Source organism: Streptomyces sp. AgN23 (assembly GCF_001598115.1).
Classification (GTDB): domain Bacteria; phylum Actinomycetota; class Actinomycetes; order Streptomycetales; family Streptomycetaceae; genus Streptomyces; species Streptomyces antimycoticus.
In genome coordinates, this window is the sequence record NZ_CP007153.1 from 8472740 (window position 1) to 8487097 (window position 14358).

Consider the following 14358-nt stretch of genomic DNA (forward strand, 5'->3'; position numbering starts at 1 on the left):
CCCGCCCGCGAACCCTCACAGGCACACCACGCGACGCACGCGGCCCACCGACGCACCCGACAGACCCGAACCCGCCACACATAGGGGAGAACAAGGACGATGGCCGACCGCGTCACGGTGATCGGTTGGGACGGCACCCCGCTGACGGACGCGGCCCGCTCCGCCCTCGCGGCGGCCACCCTGGTGGCCGGCGCCGCCCACCACCTGGCGCTGCCCGAAGTCCCGCCAGGCGCCGAACGGATCCGGCTCGGCAGCGTGGACCTCGCGGCCCGCAGGATCGCCCAGCACCGCGGCTCCGCCGTGGTCCTGGCCGACGGCGACCCCGGCTTCTTCGGCGTCGTCCGCGCCCTGCGCGCCCCCGAGCACGGACTCGAGGTCGAGGTCGTCCCCGCCGTCTCCTCCGTCGCCGCCGCCTTCGCCCGGGCGGGGATGCCCTGGGACGACGCCCAGGTCGTCGTCGCCCACAGCCGCGATCTGCGCCGCGCGGTCAACGTCTGCCGCGCCCACACCAAGGTCGCCGTCCTCACCTCGCCCGGCGCCGGTCCCGCCGAACTCGCACTGCTGCTCGGCCCGGTGCACCGCACCTTCGTCATCTGCGAGGCGCTGGGCACAGAACGCGAGCAGGTCACCGTCCTGACCTCCGACAAGGCCGCCGACCATGCCTGGCGCGACCCCAACGTCGTCATCGTCATCGGCGGCTCCGGCATAACTCCCGTCCGCGGCGGCCCGGCGGCCGCTGCCGCCCGCGGCGCGCTGCAGAGCGGCGGCTGGATCGCCGGACGCGACCCCGGCTACCCGGGCGCCGTCCGCGGCTGGGCGCTGCCCGGCCCCGCGTACGGGACCGTGCTGGGCGAGAGCGAGTCCCCACAGCTGCGCGCCCTTCAACTCGCCCGCATCGGCCCCCGCCTGGGCGACCTGGTCTGGGACATCGGAGCGGGCAGCGGCGCGGCGGCCGTCGAGACCGCCGGGTTCGGCGCCGCCGTCATCACCGTCGACCGCGACCCGGACGCCTGCGAGCGCACCGACACCCTGGCCCGCCGCTTCGGCGTACAGCTCCAGGTCGTCCAGGGCGTCGCCCCCGAGGTGCTGGAGGACTTGCCGGAGCCGGACGTGGTGCGGATCGGCGGAGGGGGCGCACCCGTCGTCGCCGCGTGCGCCGCGCGCCGCCCCGAGCGCATCGTCACCCACGCCGCGACCCGCGACGAGGCGGAGGCCATCGGCCAGGCGCTGGAGGACGGCGGCTACGCCGTCGAATGCGTGCTGCTGCAGTCCGTCGAGTTGGACACGCGGGGCTGGACCGAACGGGAGCGCGCGGTCGCCTTCATGGTCTGCGGTCACCGCCCGCACCAGTGATTTTGCCCTTGTGACGTTCGCCCCGAGCTTCGCCCCGGTGACCTGCCCGGGGCACCGCGCGGGGTAGGCTGGCGGATCGTTGTACTGCCTGTACCGCTGCCCGGCGTTCGGCGCTTTATTGGCCAAAGGCCGGAAAATGCCCCTTCCTTCGAGGGGCGGCGGTAGGTAAGCCTCGGGCGTGTCTACGTGCCGCGCACGGCGCATGCTCGTTCTTGCTCAGGGGGCTTGCTCTCGGCGGTAGGCGGTTGGAAGGAGCACTAGCGATGGGCGAGGGGTACGCATGACCGACACCGGCCAGGTCCCGGGTGAGGGACTGCCGGAGAACGCGGGCGGACGACTCGGACATCCGCACCCGGCGGATGTCCATGCCCCGCCTGCCGACGCCGGTTACATCGAACAGCCGCATCCCGGTGTCCCTCCCGGCGCCGCCTACACCTTCCTCGACGGGCCCGAACACGTCGGCGAGGAGGACGATCTGCTGCTGATGCCGGGCGCCCAGGGCGCCTGGAGCGAGCAGCAGGCCCAGTACCAGACCGGGACGTACGAGGCGGGCGTGCTCGACCCCGGCGCCGCCGCGTACGCCGAGACCCAGATGCCCGAGCCGCAGCCCGTGGCGGAGCAGTCCGTACCGCAGTCGGCCCCCGCCCAGGCCGCTTACGCGGCACCCGCCGCCCCCGCCCGGCGGCCGCTTCACATGGGCCCGCCGGTGCCCGACACCTCCAACGGCGTGGTGCGTTCGCTCGCCGACCGTGGCCCGGCCGCGGGCCGGCACGCCGCGCCCGCACGCCAGCCCGAGCCCGAGCCGCAGGCCGAGCCGGAGCCGGAGGCCGTGCCGGAGCCGCAGCCGCAGCCGCAGGTGCCGCATCAGGCCGGGGTCCAGCCCGAGTACGGGGCGGGGCAGCAGCAGGGCGTTCCGGCGCCTGAGCAGGGCGGGATGGCGGAGCAGCAGTTCGCCGGGCCCGAGCACTTTGCCGAGCCCGAGCAGCGGTTCGCCGAGGGCGAGCAGTTCGTGGGGCCCGAGCAGCAGCTTGCCGCGCCTGAGCAGTTCACCGGGCCTGAGCAGCAGTTCGCCGCGCCTGAGCAGTTCGCCGGGCCTGAGCAGCAGTTCGCGGGGCCCGAACAGTTCCTCGTTCCCGAGCAGCCGATCATGCTCGAGCAGCCGCTGGCGGCCGACTACTCCAGCGCGCCCCAGTACGCCGCCGGGCCGCAGTACTTCACCCCGCAGCCCGACGACCTGAGTCGGCTCCCCGGGCCCCAGCTCGCGGACCTCCCGCAGATGGTCGACGCCCCGCAGCCGGGGGACGCCTGGGACTCCACGCCGCCTGCGCAGCAGGCCGCGCAGGCCGCCGCGCCCGCTCCCGCGCCCGCGCCCGCGGAGATGGCCGGTACGGCCGAGGAACCTCAGGTCGCGGAGGGGCCCGAAGCGGAGCCCGCTCCCCAGCCGTTCGTCCAGCCCGAGGCGATGGCGCCGGAGGAGCAGCCGGTCGCGATGGACCAGGCGTACGGGGACCCGGTGGTCCCGGACCCGCACCCGATGGGCGCGACCATCCCGGCCCAGGCCGGGGAGCCGGTCATGGAGCCCGCCCCGGAGGCCGCCGTGGCCGAGGAGCAGGTCGTCGACATCCCGGCCCAGGCGCAGACCGAGCCCGTCACCGAACAGGTCGAGGCCCAGCCTGCCGCCGCCCCGGTCGCGGAGGCCACACCCGAGATCCCGGCGCAGTTGGCCCATGAGCCGGTCACGGCCGAGGAGCCGTACGCTCCCACCGCCGAGGCCCCAGCCCAGGAGGCCCCTCAGGAACTCCCGGATCAGCCCGCCGAATCGGTGGAGCAGGCAGCCGTGGACCCGGCTCTTTCGATAGTGGCCGCAGAGGAGCCTCAGCCCGAGGAGCCCGCCGCCGAGGAGTCGACGGCGGCCGAGACGCCTCAGCAGGAGGCACCCGCCGAACCGGAGGCCGAGGCCGCGCCCGAGGCGGAGGTCGTCCCGGAGGCGGAGGCAGCGATGCCGGAGGCGCCCGCCGAGACACCTGAGCAGGCGACGGCCGAGCCGGAGCCCGAGGCGGGGAGCCCGGAGACCGTGGTCGAGGCTGAGGAGCAGTCCCCGGAGGAGCAGGCTCCCGAAGCCGAAGCGGCGGACACCCCGGACGTCCCGGAGGCCGAGGCCACCGAGAGCGAAGCCGCTGAGGCGGAGGCGCCCGTGACCGCCGCGCCGGACGCGGAAGCGGCGGCCGAGGCAGCGCCGGAGGCCGGACCCGAAGCCACCGAGCCCACGGCGGAGCCCGAGGCAGCAGCAGAGGCGGAGGCCCAGCCCACCGAGCCCGAGGCCACGACGCCCGGAACGGCACCCGAAGCCGAAGCGGAAGCCACCGAGCAGGAGGCCACGGAGCCGCAGGCCACCGAGCAGGAGGCCACGGTGTCGCAGACCGGTACCCCCGAGGCCGATAGCCCGGAAGCCGCCGAGCCCGAGGCCGCCGAGCCCGAGGCCGGGATCGCCGAACCGGAGCCCACGGACCCGGAAGCCGCCGAGCCCGCGGCCACGGACGACCCCGAGGCGCACGCCCCCGAGCCGGAGCCCGAACCCCAGACGGAACCCGAAACGGCTCCCGAACCCGCGGCGGACGCCACGCCTGAAGAGGCCCAGGAATCCACACCGGAGCCCGAGACCGACACGGACCCCGAGCCCGACCCCGAGCTGATCCCCCTCCCCCTCGGACCCCGCGCCGAGGGGTACGACGAGGCCGAGCGTGCCGCCGTCCACCGCGTGATGCGCGAGCGCCGGGACATCCGTAACGGCTTCCGGTCCGACCCCATCCCGCACGAGGTGCTGCTGCGCGTTCTCGAAGCCGCGCACACGGCGCCCAGCGTGGGGCACTCCCAGCCGTGGGACTTCGTCGTCATCCGCTCGGCGGAGACCCGCCGCGCCATGCATGAGCTGGCCATGCGCCAGCGGGACGCGTACGCCAAGTCCCTCCCCAAAGGCCGGGCCAAGCAGTTCAAGGAACTGAAGATCGAGGCCATCCTCGAGACCCCGGTCAACATCGTCGTCACCGCCGACCCCACCCGCGGCGGCCGCCACACCCTCGGCCGGCACACCCAGCCGCAGATGGCGCCGTACTCCTCCGCGCTCGCGGTGGAGAACCTCTGGCTCGCCGCCCGCGCCGAGGGCCTCGGCGTCGGCTGGGTCAGCTTCTTCGACGAGCGCGAGATGGTGCGGGAGCTCGGGCTGCCCGACCATCTGGAGGTCGTGGCGTATCTGTGCGTCGGCTACGTCGACGAGTTCCCGCAGGAGCCGGAGCTGATGAAGGCCGGGTGGTCCAAGCGCCGCCCGCTGTCCTGGGTCGTCCACGAGGAGACGTACGGCCGCCGCACCCTGCCCGGCGGCGACCCGCACAATCTGCTCCAGGAGACCCTGCGCGGCATCCGCCCGCTGGACGCCAAGGCGCTCGGTGAGGCGTGGGAGCGGCAGAAGCGGATGACCAAGCCGTCCGGTGCGCTCGGCATGCTGGAGATCATCTCCGCCCAGCTGAGCGGGCTGTCCCGGCAGTGCCCGCCGCCGATCCCGGAGCCCGCGGCCGTCGCCATCTTCGCGGGCGACCACGGGGTGCACGCCCAGGGTGTCACCGCCTGGCCGCAGGAGGTCACCAGCCAGATGGTGGCCAACTTCCTGGGCGGCGGCGCGGTCTGCAACGCCTTCGCCGCCCAGGTGGGGGCTGAGGTGTGCGTGGTGGACGTCGGGGTGGCGAGCGATCTGCCCAGCACCCCCGGGCTGCTGCCGCGCAAGGTGCGGGCGGGCACCGGCGACTTCACCGTCGGCCCCGCGCTCACCCGCGAGGAGGTGCTGCGCGCCATCGAGGTGGGCATCGAGACGGCCCGCGATCTGGTCGCTGCCGGGAACAAGGCGCTGCTGACCGGAGAGATGGGGATCGCCAACACCACCGTGTCGGCCGCCCTGGTCTCCATCTACACCGGCGCCGACCCGGCCGAGGTGACCGGGCGCGGCACGGGCATCAACGACGAGATGCACGCCCGCAAGATCGATGTCGTACGGCGCGGTCTCGAGCTGCACCAGCCCGATCCGGCCGACCCCATCGGCGTTCTGTCGGCGATCGGCGGCCTGGAGCACGCCGCGATCACCGGGCTGCTGCTGGGCGGCGCTTCGCTGCGTACGCCCGTGATCCTGGACGGGGTGAGCGCGGGTGCCGCGGCGCTGGTCGCCCGGGCCATCGCACCCGAGGTGCTGGCGGCCTGCATCGCGGGTCACCGCAGCGCCGAGCCGGGCCATGTGGCGGCCCTGAACAAGCTGGGCCTGCGCCCCCTGGTCGACCTGGATCTGCGGCTCGGCGAGGGCACCGGGGCGCTGCTGGCCCTTCCGGTGGTGCAGAGCGCCGCACGGGCGATGCACGAGGTGGCCACTTTCGACTCCGCAGGGGTCACGGAGAAGAACTGACGCGCGCCCCCGCCGCGTAGGGTGTCGGCGGGGGCTCCGCCCCAGAGCCGATCACGCTCCAGTCGATCAAGCCCAGTCGATCAGCCGCTCCAGTGCCGCAGCGGCCGCGCATACGCACGAGGAGAGCCGCACCGCCATGTCCGAACACTTCGCGTACCCCGTCGGACTGCGCCTTTCCGGGCGGCGTGTGGTCGTCCTCGGGGCGGGCCAGGTCGCCCAGCGCCGGCTGCCCGCGCTGATAGCGGCCGGTGCGGACATCCTGCTGATCTCGCCGTCCGCCACCGCCTCCGTCGAGGCCATGGCCGAGGCGGGGGAGGTGCGCTGGGAGCGCCGCCGCTACCAGGAGGGCGACTTCGAGGGCGCCTGGTACGTCCTGATCACCACGGACGACCCGGAGGCCAACGCCACCGCGTCCGCCGAGGCCGAGGCGCGCCGCATCTGGTGCGTCCGCAGCGACGACGCCGAGGCCGCCTCCGCCTGGACCCCGGCCACCGGGCGGAGCGAGGGCGTCACCGTCGCCGTGCTCACCGGGCAGGACCCGCGCCGCTCCGCCGCCGTCCGGGACGCCGTGGTGGAGGGGCTGCGCGACGGCACCCTCGCCGCGCCCCGCCACCGCAGCCGCGGCCCGCGGGTGGCGCTGGTGGGCGGCGGGCCGGGCGACCCTGACCTGATCACCGTGCGCGGCCGCCGGCTCCTCGCCGAGGCGGACGTGGTGGTGGCCGACCGGCTCGGCCCGCGCGATCTGCTCGATGAACTTCCGCCGCATGTCGAGGTGATCGACGCGGCGAAGATCCCGTACGGCCGTTTCATGGCCCAGGAGGCGATCAACAACGCGCTGATCGAGCACGCCAAGGCGGGCAAGTCGGTCGTCCGCCTCAAGGGCGGCGACCCCTTCGTCTTCGGGCGCGGCATGGAGGAGGCCGAGGCGCTCGCCGAGGCCGGTATCCCGTGCACCGTCGTGCCCGGCATCTCCAGCTCCATCAGCGTCCCGGGCGCGGCCGGGATCCCGGTGACCCACCGGGGCGTCGCGCATGAGTTCACGGTGGTCAGCGGCCATGTCGCCCCTGACGACCCCAGCTCCCTGGTGGACTGGGCGGCGCTGGCCCGGCTGCGCGGCACGCTGGTGCTGCTCATGGCCGTGGAGAAGATCGGCGCCATCGCCGCGACGCTCGTCGCCCATGGCCGGGCCGCCGACACCCCCGTCGCCGTGGTCCAGGAGGGCACCACCCCGGCCCAGCGGCGGGTGGACGCGACCCTCGCCACCGTCGGGGAGAAGGTCGCGGCCGAGGGCGTACGGCCCCCGGCGGTCGTGGTGATCGGCGATGTCGTCGCCCTCTCGCCCCGTGACCACCGCTGACGTAAGCGGACGTAACCGCCGGTAACTTATTCGCGTCGGGCTCATTGGCACCGCCTCCAGGACAAGGCAGTATCACTTAAGTGGCTGATCTCATCACCGTCGATGATCCGGACGACCCGCGGCTGCGCGACTACACGGGTCTGACCGATGTGGAGCTACGACGCAAGCGGGAGCCGGCCGAGGGCCTGTTCATCGCCGAAGGCGAGAAGGTGATCCGGCGTGCCCGCCTCGCCGGCTACGAGATGCGCTCGATGCTGCTGTCGTCCAAGTGGGTCGATGTGATGCGGGACGTCATCGAGGACGTCCCCGCCCCCGTCTACGCCGTCAGCCCCGAACTGGCCGAACGCGTCACCGGCTACCACGTCCACCGCGGCGCCCTCGCCTCCATGCAGCGCAAGCCGCTGCCGGACGCGGAATCGGTGCTTCAGGGCGCCCGCCGCGTCGCCATCATGGAGTCCGTCAACGACCACACCAACACCGGCGCCATCTTCCGCAGCGCGGCGGCCCTCGGCATGGACGCCGTGCTCCTCTCCCCGGACTGCGCCGACCCCCTCTACCGGCGCTCGGTCAAGGTCTCCATGGGCGCCGTCTTCTCCGTGCCGTACGCCCGCCTGGAGAGCTGGCCGCGCGGACTGGAGGCGGTCCGGGACGCCGGGTTCAAGATCCTCGCCCTGACCCCCGACGAGAAGGCCACCACCATCGACGACGCGGCCCCGCACCGCCTGGAGCGGGTCGCGCTGATGCTGGGTGCGGAGGGCGACGGACTCTCCACCCAGGCGCTGATGGCCGCGGACGAGTGGGTCCGGATCCCGATGGCCCACGGTGTGGACTCCCTCAACGTGGGCGCGGCGGCGGCGGTCGCCTTCTACGCGGTCACCTCGGGCCGACCGGGGCTCTGACCCCTACCGGCCGTCCGGCCCGGCCGCCGCCTCCGCCGACTGCGGGGTCTGCGCCGAGTGCGGGGCCGCCGACGAGACCGACCCCGTCGGCCCGTGCGGTGCGCCCAGGCCGTTCGCCGGGCCCTGACAGCCCTGCGCCGCCGCGATCCCCAGCGCCACCAGCAGCGTCACCACGACGAACACGGTCAGCCGCTGCCGCAGCAACCGGCGGTTGGGCCCGCTGGGGCGGCGTCCGCCCGGCGAGGTGCGGACGGTGTTGGCCGGACGCCCCGGGCGGTCCGCACGCGCGGGCGGCCGCGGGCCCCGGCGCTGCGCCTGCTGCGGCCGCGCCGGGGTGTTCCGCCCCGTGGGACGGCCCGAGGCCCCGCCCGTACTGGCTCCCGGCCGAGGCGACGGGGACCCGTTGCGCGGCGTCGGCGTACCGCCCGGGCGCCGCTCCGTGTGCTGATCGGCATACGCCTCGGGGCGCCGCGCCGGGGGGCGGCCCGGCCCGCCGCCGTAGCCCCCGGCACCGTGCCCCTGCCCATGCGCCTCGCGCGCCGCGATCTCCTTCAGCCGCAGGGACAGTTGCAGGGTGCTCGGCCGGTCCTCCGGATCCTTCGCGAGGCAGGCGTGGAGCAGCGGCGCCAGGGCGTCGGGGACGCCCAGCAACTGCGGCTCCTCGTGCACCACCCGGTACAGCATCACCTCGGAACTGCCGTGCCCGAACGGCGAGTCCGCCGTCGAGGCGTACGCGAGCGTCGCGCCCAGCGCGAAGACATCGGTCGCCGGGGTCACCGCCGCGCCCCGCACCTGCTCGGGCGCGAGGAAGCCGGGCGAGCCGACCGCCGTGCCGACGTGGGTGAGAGTGCTGGCCCCGGTCGCCCAGGCGATACCGAAGTCGATGATGCGCGGGCCCTTGGGGGAGAGCAGGATGTTCGAGGGCTTGAGGTCGCGGTGGACGACACCCGCCTCATGCACCGCCAACAGCCCCTCCGCCAGCGCCGACCCGATCGACGCGACCTGGGCGGCGGGGAGCGGGCCCTCCTCGTTCACCTTGTCGTGGAGGGAGGGGCCCGGTACGTACTGGGTGGCGAACCAGGGGCGGTCGGCCTCCAGGTCGGCGGCCACCAGCCGGGCCGTACAGCCGCCGCGGATCCGCCGCGCGGCGGACACCTCCCGGGCGAACCGGGACCGGAACTCCCGGTCCTCGGCGAGATCCGGCCGGATCACCTTCAGGGCCACCCGCTGGCCGCGCCGGTCGGAGCCGAGGTAGACCACCCCCATGCCGCCCGCGCCGAGCCGCCGGTGCAGCCGGAAGGAACCGACGACACGCGGGTCCTCGCGCCGGAGCCGCATCATCGCCATGTCCGTCCCCTACCTCCGGTGCGGAGCCCCTCCCTTAACCCCTGGTGGGGAGCCCCATCCGCTGCCGTCTGCTTGCCGTTTGCCGCTGATCTGCCGTCAGTCCGCCGCTGTTGTCCGTCGCTGTCCGTCTGACGTGCACAGCTTACGGATTGACGGCCCCGCGCGCTGAGAGGCCGCGCATGCGTCGGCCGATCGATTGTCAGTGGTGCCTGAGATCCTGGAGAAGTGGGCCGGAATCGTGGCAATCCACGCCCGGCTCCGTGCTGCGTGATCTCAAGGGGCCGTCTCAGAAGGGGGATTGAGACCGTGAAGGGTGATCGTGTGGAGATAGTCGTGGACGCGGGGGACACGACGCGGACGTATGAAGTGGTGGCCAGCAGGGCGGGCCGGAGGGTCGAGACAGCGGTCCGGCGGGGGGTGGTGGAAGTGAGCGAAGTCACCCGTAATGGCTCCGTGGTGCGGACGGCCCGCTTCATGGCCAACCGCGTCCTGGCACTGGTGGAGCAGCCGGTGCCGCGGGGCGAGGAGGGAGACGGTGAGTAGAGCTCGCACGCGCTCGGAGGGGCACACTCCGGGGGCACCGGAAGGGCTCCGGAAGGATCGATTCCCCGGACCCCTCCGGGAAGACCCCAAGGCGTGAGGGCGCATCTCCACCCAGGGGAGTAGTCGACGCCTCCCGGGGTCATCCTCCGGGAGGCCCGGCAATCGGTACGAAGGCATGACGCCGAGGACCGGGGTGCGCGCCTAATGTTGTGCTCAAGCGGCGGGCGCAGCACTCGTCCCCCGAGGTCAGACGCTCGCCGCCCCCAGATGTGACGGAGGAGGGACGATGGCGGACACGGCTGGACGCACGGTCATCCACACGCGTCGTCGCAGGTCCATTCGCGCGGCGGCCGACGCCTTCGGCGGTCCGCGGACCGGCACCCGCCACCCTCTGGTCGCGGCGGCGATGGTGCTGCCGATGGCCATCCTCCTGACCATCACCTTCGGCGGCTGGGATGCCGTCGTCACACAAGCGTCGTCCGTGGCGGGAATGCTGGGGCGCTGAGCGCCCCAGGCCCGGGAGAGCGGCCCGGGCCGGGGACTTCCGGCCATTAACCCCGTGGGGACGGGGGTGCGGCGGACGGCACGAATGCCCGGACAGCTGGGGAGCTGTCCGGGCATCGCGCCGTCCAGGCGCGGCTGGGGCCGACGCGGCCGGCCGTAGGGGCCCTCAGCGGGAGGCGGTGCGCCGGGGTTGCCGTTCCTCCTGGCGGGGGGCGACGTGGGTTCGGTTCGTTTGTCGGTATCGCATGTGACGCTTGGCCGCGGTGGGGTTCAGGGCGTCACCCCACTGAGTCCAGGCGCCGGGTCGTCGCCCACAGCAGCAGGGCTGCGCCGCTGAATGCCGCTCCCAGGGCGGACACGGCTGTCCACCCGGCCGCCGCGTACGCCGCGGAGGAGCCCATGGCGCCGAGGGCGCTGTCGGCCGAGTAGAAGACCATGTAGCCGCCGATGATTCTGCTTCCCGCGTCCGGGTGGACGGCGTAGATGAGGGACTGGTTGGTGACGTGCACGGCCTGGACGGCGAAGTCCAGGAGGATCGCTCCGAGGGCCAGGGCCCAGAGCGACTGCCGGGTGAAGGCCAGGGGGAGCCACGACGCGGTGAGCAGGACCAGTGCGGTACCCGTGGTCCGCTGGGCGAGGCCGCGGTCGTTCCATCGGCCGGCGGCTCCCGCGGCCGCGGCTCCGGCCGCTCCGGCGAGCCCGAACGCGCCGATCGCGGTGTGCGTCAGCGACCAGGGCGGACTGCTGAGCGGCTGGACGACGCTGCTCCACAGCGTGCTGAAGGCCGCGAAGACCAGCAGCGCCAGCATGCCCCGGACCCGGAGCAGAGGGTGGCGGGCGAACAGGACGACGGTCGACGCCAGCAGACGCCGGTACGGCATGGTGACGGCATGCGGCCGGTCGGTCGGCAGGGCCAGGCGCAGAAGCACGGCGAGCGTCGCGGTCACCACGGCCGAGAAGAGGTAGACGGCGCGCCACCCGGCCAGGTCGGCCACGACGCCTGCCACCGTGCGGGCCAGCAGAATGCCGGTGATCACCCCGCTGGTGACCGCTCCGACGACCCGCCCCCGAAACGCGGGGGCGGTCAGATGGGCCGCTGCGGCGACCATGGTCTGGGCGACGACGGCGAGCGCACCGACCGCCGCGAGGGCGGTGAGCAGCGCAGCGGTCCCGGGTGCCAGACCCGCGAGCAGCAGCGCGGCGGCGAGCAGGCCGAGCTGGAGTGGGATCAGCCTGCGCCTGTCGACGAGGTCGCCGAGCGGGACGAGCAGGAACAGACCCGCGGCGTAACCGAGTTGGGTGATCGCGACGATGGCGCCGAGCAGGCCGGGGCCGAGTGCGAACCGCTCGCCGAGCGTGACCAGCAGGGGCTGGGCGAAATAGACGTTGGCCACCGCGCTGCCGCAGGCCACGGCGAAGAGCAGGATCAGGCGCGTGGATGGCGGCCCGGGCGGAGCGAGTGCGGTGTTCATGGCCGTCCGACCGTCGGCCGTCGAGCAGTCGCTCGGCATACGGCGCCTCCCCCTCGTCGATGGTTGCAACTTGCTACCTGACCGGACCTTAAGCCAGGAGGTAGCATGTTGCAACCAGATGTGTTGCGAGGAGGAAGTGCGATGGTCGCCCGCACGCGATTCGACGCCGAACCGTGTCCCGTTGCCCGGTCGGTCGATGCCATCGGCGACTGGTGGTCCCTGCTGATCGTGCGCGACGCGTTCGACGGCAGTCGCCGCTTCGGCCAGTTCCAGCGAAGCCTGGGCATCGCCAAGAACATCCTCACCAGCCGGCTGCGCACCCTCGAGCGGACCGGAGTGATGACAACCGTGCCCGCCTCCGACGGCAGCCACTACCAGGAATACGTACTCACGGAAAAGGGCCGCGGACTCTTCCCCGTCATCGTGGCGCTGCGCCAGTGGGGCGAGACGCACTGCTTCGGCCCGGGGGAGGAGCATTCGCGACTCCTCGACCGTCGGAACGGGCACCCGCTGAGCCCGCTGGAGATCCGCTCCAGCGACGGGCGCTCCGTCGGCCCGGACGAGACCCTCGTCGAAAAGCTCAGCAGTGCGGACGAGGCGGGCTGACCCGGCCTGCGGCCATGGCGCGGCCCGCCCCTGCGCGGACGGATCAGCGGAAGCGCAGGCCGTTGACGAGCAGGGCGCAGACGGCCTCCAAGGCCGCCTCGGTGCCCGGGGCCTGCCACTCGGGGGCGTGCGCGGGGTGGTGGTAGGCCATCGTGGCGTCGAAGACGGTCCGGGCCGTCGCGGCGGGGTCGGCACAGGTGAAGTCACCGGCGGTGACGCCGTCGGCGATGATGACGCGCAGCTGCTCGAGCAGGTCGGTCACATGGTCGGCGGCAGCGTCACTGTGCTCGGCCGCCAGGACCCGGTAGGTGGCGAACAGCTCCGGGTCCTCGGACAGCAGCTTCCGCTTGGCGGCGAACAGCGTGGTGAGCCAGGTGCGCAGTCGCTCGGGCGGGGCCTGCCGGGTGTCGGCCGCGACCGCCGCGATGTCCTCGCGCGCCCGGCCGAGCCAGCGCCGGGTGACGGCTTCGCGCAGCGCCGCCTTGGACGGGAAGTGCCGGTAGACGCTGGCGTGGCTGACCCTCAGGGCCCGCGCCACGTCGAGCACGGTGGCCTTGGCCGGTCCATGGCGGCGCAGTACGTCCTCGGTGGCGGTCAGGATGGTCTCGGCGTCGAGCGCCGGGCCCGAACGCATCAGCGCTCACCGTTCCGTACGAACCGCACCGCGCGGCTCCCGGCCCCGGCGGCGGGCACCGGCTGCTCCCTCACTGCCAGTTCCTCCTACGGGCCCGTCAGAAGACCGCGAGCGGGTTGACGGGCACCCCGGTCAGCCCGTGGATACGTGGCGGCGCCACCGTGAGCAGAAAAGCATAGCGGCCCAGCTCCGCGCAGACGGCGGCGAGCTCGTCCACCTCGGCGGCGTCGATCAGCGGCAGGCCCATCATCGGCAGAGCGACCCTGTGCAGCGGCAAGGGGCAGGCGGGGTCCAGGTCCGGGTGCGCGTCGCCGATGTCGCCCGCGTAGAGCGACACGCCGCGCCGGTGCATCCAGCGCACGGCGTCCAGGCTCATCCCCGGCATCGGCCGCTCGGGGTCGGGCGTCATGGGCCATCCGCAGCGCACCACCAGGGCGTCCCCGGACTCCAGCCGCACGCGCTGACGTTCCTCGGCCGCCTCGAGGTCCCGCGCGGTGACCGCGTGGCCACTGGGCAACGGGCCGTCGGCCGCCAGGTCGAGCAGGATCCCCCGGGTGGCGAGCCCGGCGGCGAACGCCGTCGTGGAGCCGTGCCGGGCGCCGGCCGGTGTCACGGCCTCGTCCACGGGCCGCCCCGGATAGACCCGCCCGTCGCGGATCGCGTGCCCCAGCGCGTCGAGGTGCGTCGAGCGCGGGTGGTGATTGGTCACCAGCATCACGTCCGCCATCGCCGGTGCGGGGGAGCCGACGTACACCATCATCTGCTGTACGGGCGAGGCGTCTTGGGCGGACGGCGCGAAGGGGCCGCTGATGACCGGCGCCGGCTGGACCGGAACCGCGAGGGACACCGTCCGCCCCGTTCGGGCCTCCGCGGCGCCCCTGGCCCGGGCCTCGCCGGTGATGAGGTTGAGCGTGCCGAGCTGGTCGTCCTCACCCCACCGGCCCCAATTGCTCGGCACATCCTCTGAGTTGCTCGTTCCCGTATGCGATGTGTCCATGGCGCCGAACCGTATCGGGTTGAGGTTACAGAATCCAAACTCTGTAACCATGGAGCGTGGCGTCGCATGCGTCCACGGCCCGCACTCGGGTGAGCGCCCGACATCAGGAGGGGCGGAGCACCGGTGCCCCGCCCGTCAGGGGCTACGATCCCGGGGCAGCCGATGACATGGGGGAGCCGTGAGCCAAACCGCGGCGCAGCTC

The 14358-nt window shown here is 73.7% G+C and carries 11 protein-coding genes; 7 read left to right on the top strand and 4 right to left on the bottom strand.

Annotated features, from left to right (window positions below; all coding sequences use genetic code 11):
• Positions 1 to 99: 99 nt before the first annotated feature.
• The 4 genes from cbiE to AS97_RS36765 all read left to right on the top strand — a co-directional run bounded on the left by cbiE (position 100) and on the right by AS97_RS36765 (position 8053).
• Positions 100 to 1353: a precorrin-6y C5,15-methyltransferase (decarboxylating) subunit CbiE gene (gene cbiE / locus AS97_RS36750; RefSeq protein ID WP_059147969.1), complete on the top strand. Its 1254-nt coding sequence runs from the start codon at positions 100 to 102 to the stop codon at positions 1351 to 1353.
• A gap of 280 nt (positions 1354 to 1633) precedes the next feature.
• Positions 1634 to 5797 (top strand): nicotinate-nucleotide--dimethylbenzimidazole phosphoribosyltransferase, encoded by a 4164-nt coding sequence (cobT, locus tag AS97_RS36755; RefSeq protein ID WP_210566409.1) that lies wholly within the window; start codon positions 1634 to 1636, stop codon positions 5795 to 5797.
• Positions 5798 to 5933: 136 nt separating this feature from the next.
• The gene (cobA, locus tag AS97_RS36760; protein ID WP_059147967.1) at positions 5934 to 7154 is read left to right on the top strand and encodes a uroporphyrinogen-III C-methyltransferase; all 1221 of its coding nucleotides are present in this window, start codon (positions 5934 to 5936) and stop codon (positions 7152 to 7154) included.
• An 80-nt stretch (positions 7155 to 7234) separates the two neighbouring features.
• Complete coding sequence (locus AS97_RS36765; protein WP_086711564.1) at positions 7235 to 8053, top strand: RNA methyltransferase; 819 nt, start codon at positions 7235 to 7237, stop codon at positions 8051 to 8053.
• A gap of 3 nt (positions 8054 to 8056) precedes the next feature.
• Here AS97_RS36765 and AS97_RS36770 read toward each other — a convergent pair whose 3' ends face one another.
• Positions 8057 to 9400, bottom strand: coding sequence for a serine/threonine-protein kinase (locus tag AS97_RS36770; RefSeq protein ID WP_125758405.1), 1344 nt, complete (start codon positions 9398 to 9400; stop codon positions 8057 to 8059).
• 306 nt (positions 9401 to 9706) lie between these two features.
• Here AS97_RS36770 and AS97_RS36775 point away from each other — a divergent pair, with 306 nt between their 5' ends.
• On the top strand, positions 9707 to 9943 hold the full coding sequence (locus tag AS97_RS36775) for a hypothetical protein (RefSeq protein WP_078639914.1): 237 nt from the start codon (positions 9707 to 9709) through the stop codon (positions 9941 to 9943).
• Between the two features lie 286 nt (positions 9944 to 10229).
• Positions 10230 to 10448 carry a hypothetical protein gene (locus AS97_RS36780; protein WP_059147964.1) on the top strand — a complete coding sequence of 73 codons (219 nt, stop codon included), beginning with the start codon at positions 10230 to 10232 and terminating at the stop codon, positions 10446 to 10448.
• A gap of 277 nt (positions 10449 to 10725) precedes the next feature.
• On the opposite strand, the gene AS97_RS36785 is transcribed toward AS97_RS36780, so the two are convergent.
• Positions 10726 to 11958 (bottom strand): MFS transporter, encoded by a 1233-nt coding sequence (locus tag AS97_RS36785; protein WP_210566410.1) that lies wholly within the window; start codon positions 11956 to 11958, stop codon positions 10726 to 10728.
• A gap of 102 nt (positions 11959 to 12060) precedes the next feature.
• Between AS97_RS36785 and AS97_RS36790 the strand changes: the two genes are divergently transcribed.
• Positions 12061 to 12525, top strand: coding sequence for a helix-turn-helix domain-containing protein (locus AS97_RS36790; protein WP_210566411.1), 465 nt, complete (start codon positions 12061 to 12063; stop codon positions 12523 to 12525).
• A gap of 43 nt (positions 12526 to 12568) precedes the next feature.
• Here AS97_RS36790 and AS97_RS36795 read toward each other — a convergent pair whose 3' ends face one another.
• The gene (locus AS97_RS36795; protein WP_210566412.1) at positions 12569 to 13159 is read right to left on the bottom strand and encodes a TetR family transcriptional regulator; all 591 of its coding nucleotides are present in this window, start codon (positions 13157 to 13159) and stop codon (positions 12569 to 12571) included.
• A gap of 97 nt (positions 13160 to 13256) precedes the next feature.
• Complete coding sequence (locus tag AS97_RS36800; RefSeq protein WP_210566413.1) at positions 13257 to 14156, bottom strand: cyclase family protein; 900 nt, start codon at positions 14154 to 14156, stop codon at positions 13257 to 13259.
• Positions 14157 to 14358: the final 202 nt, after the last annotated feature.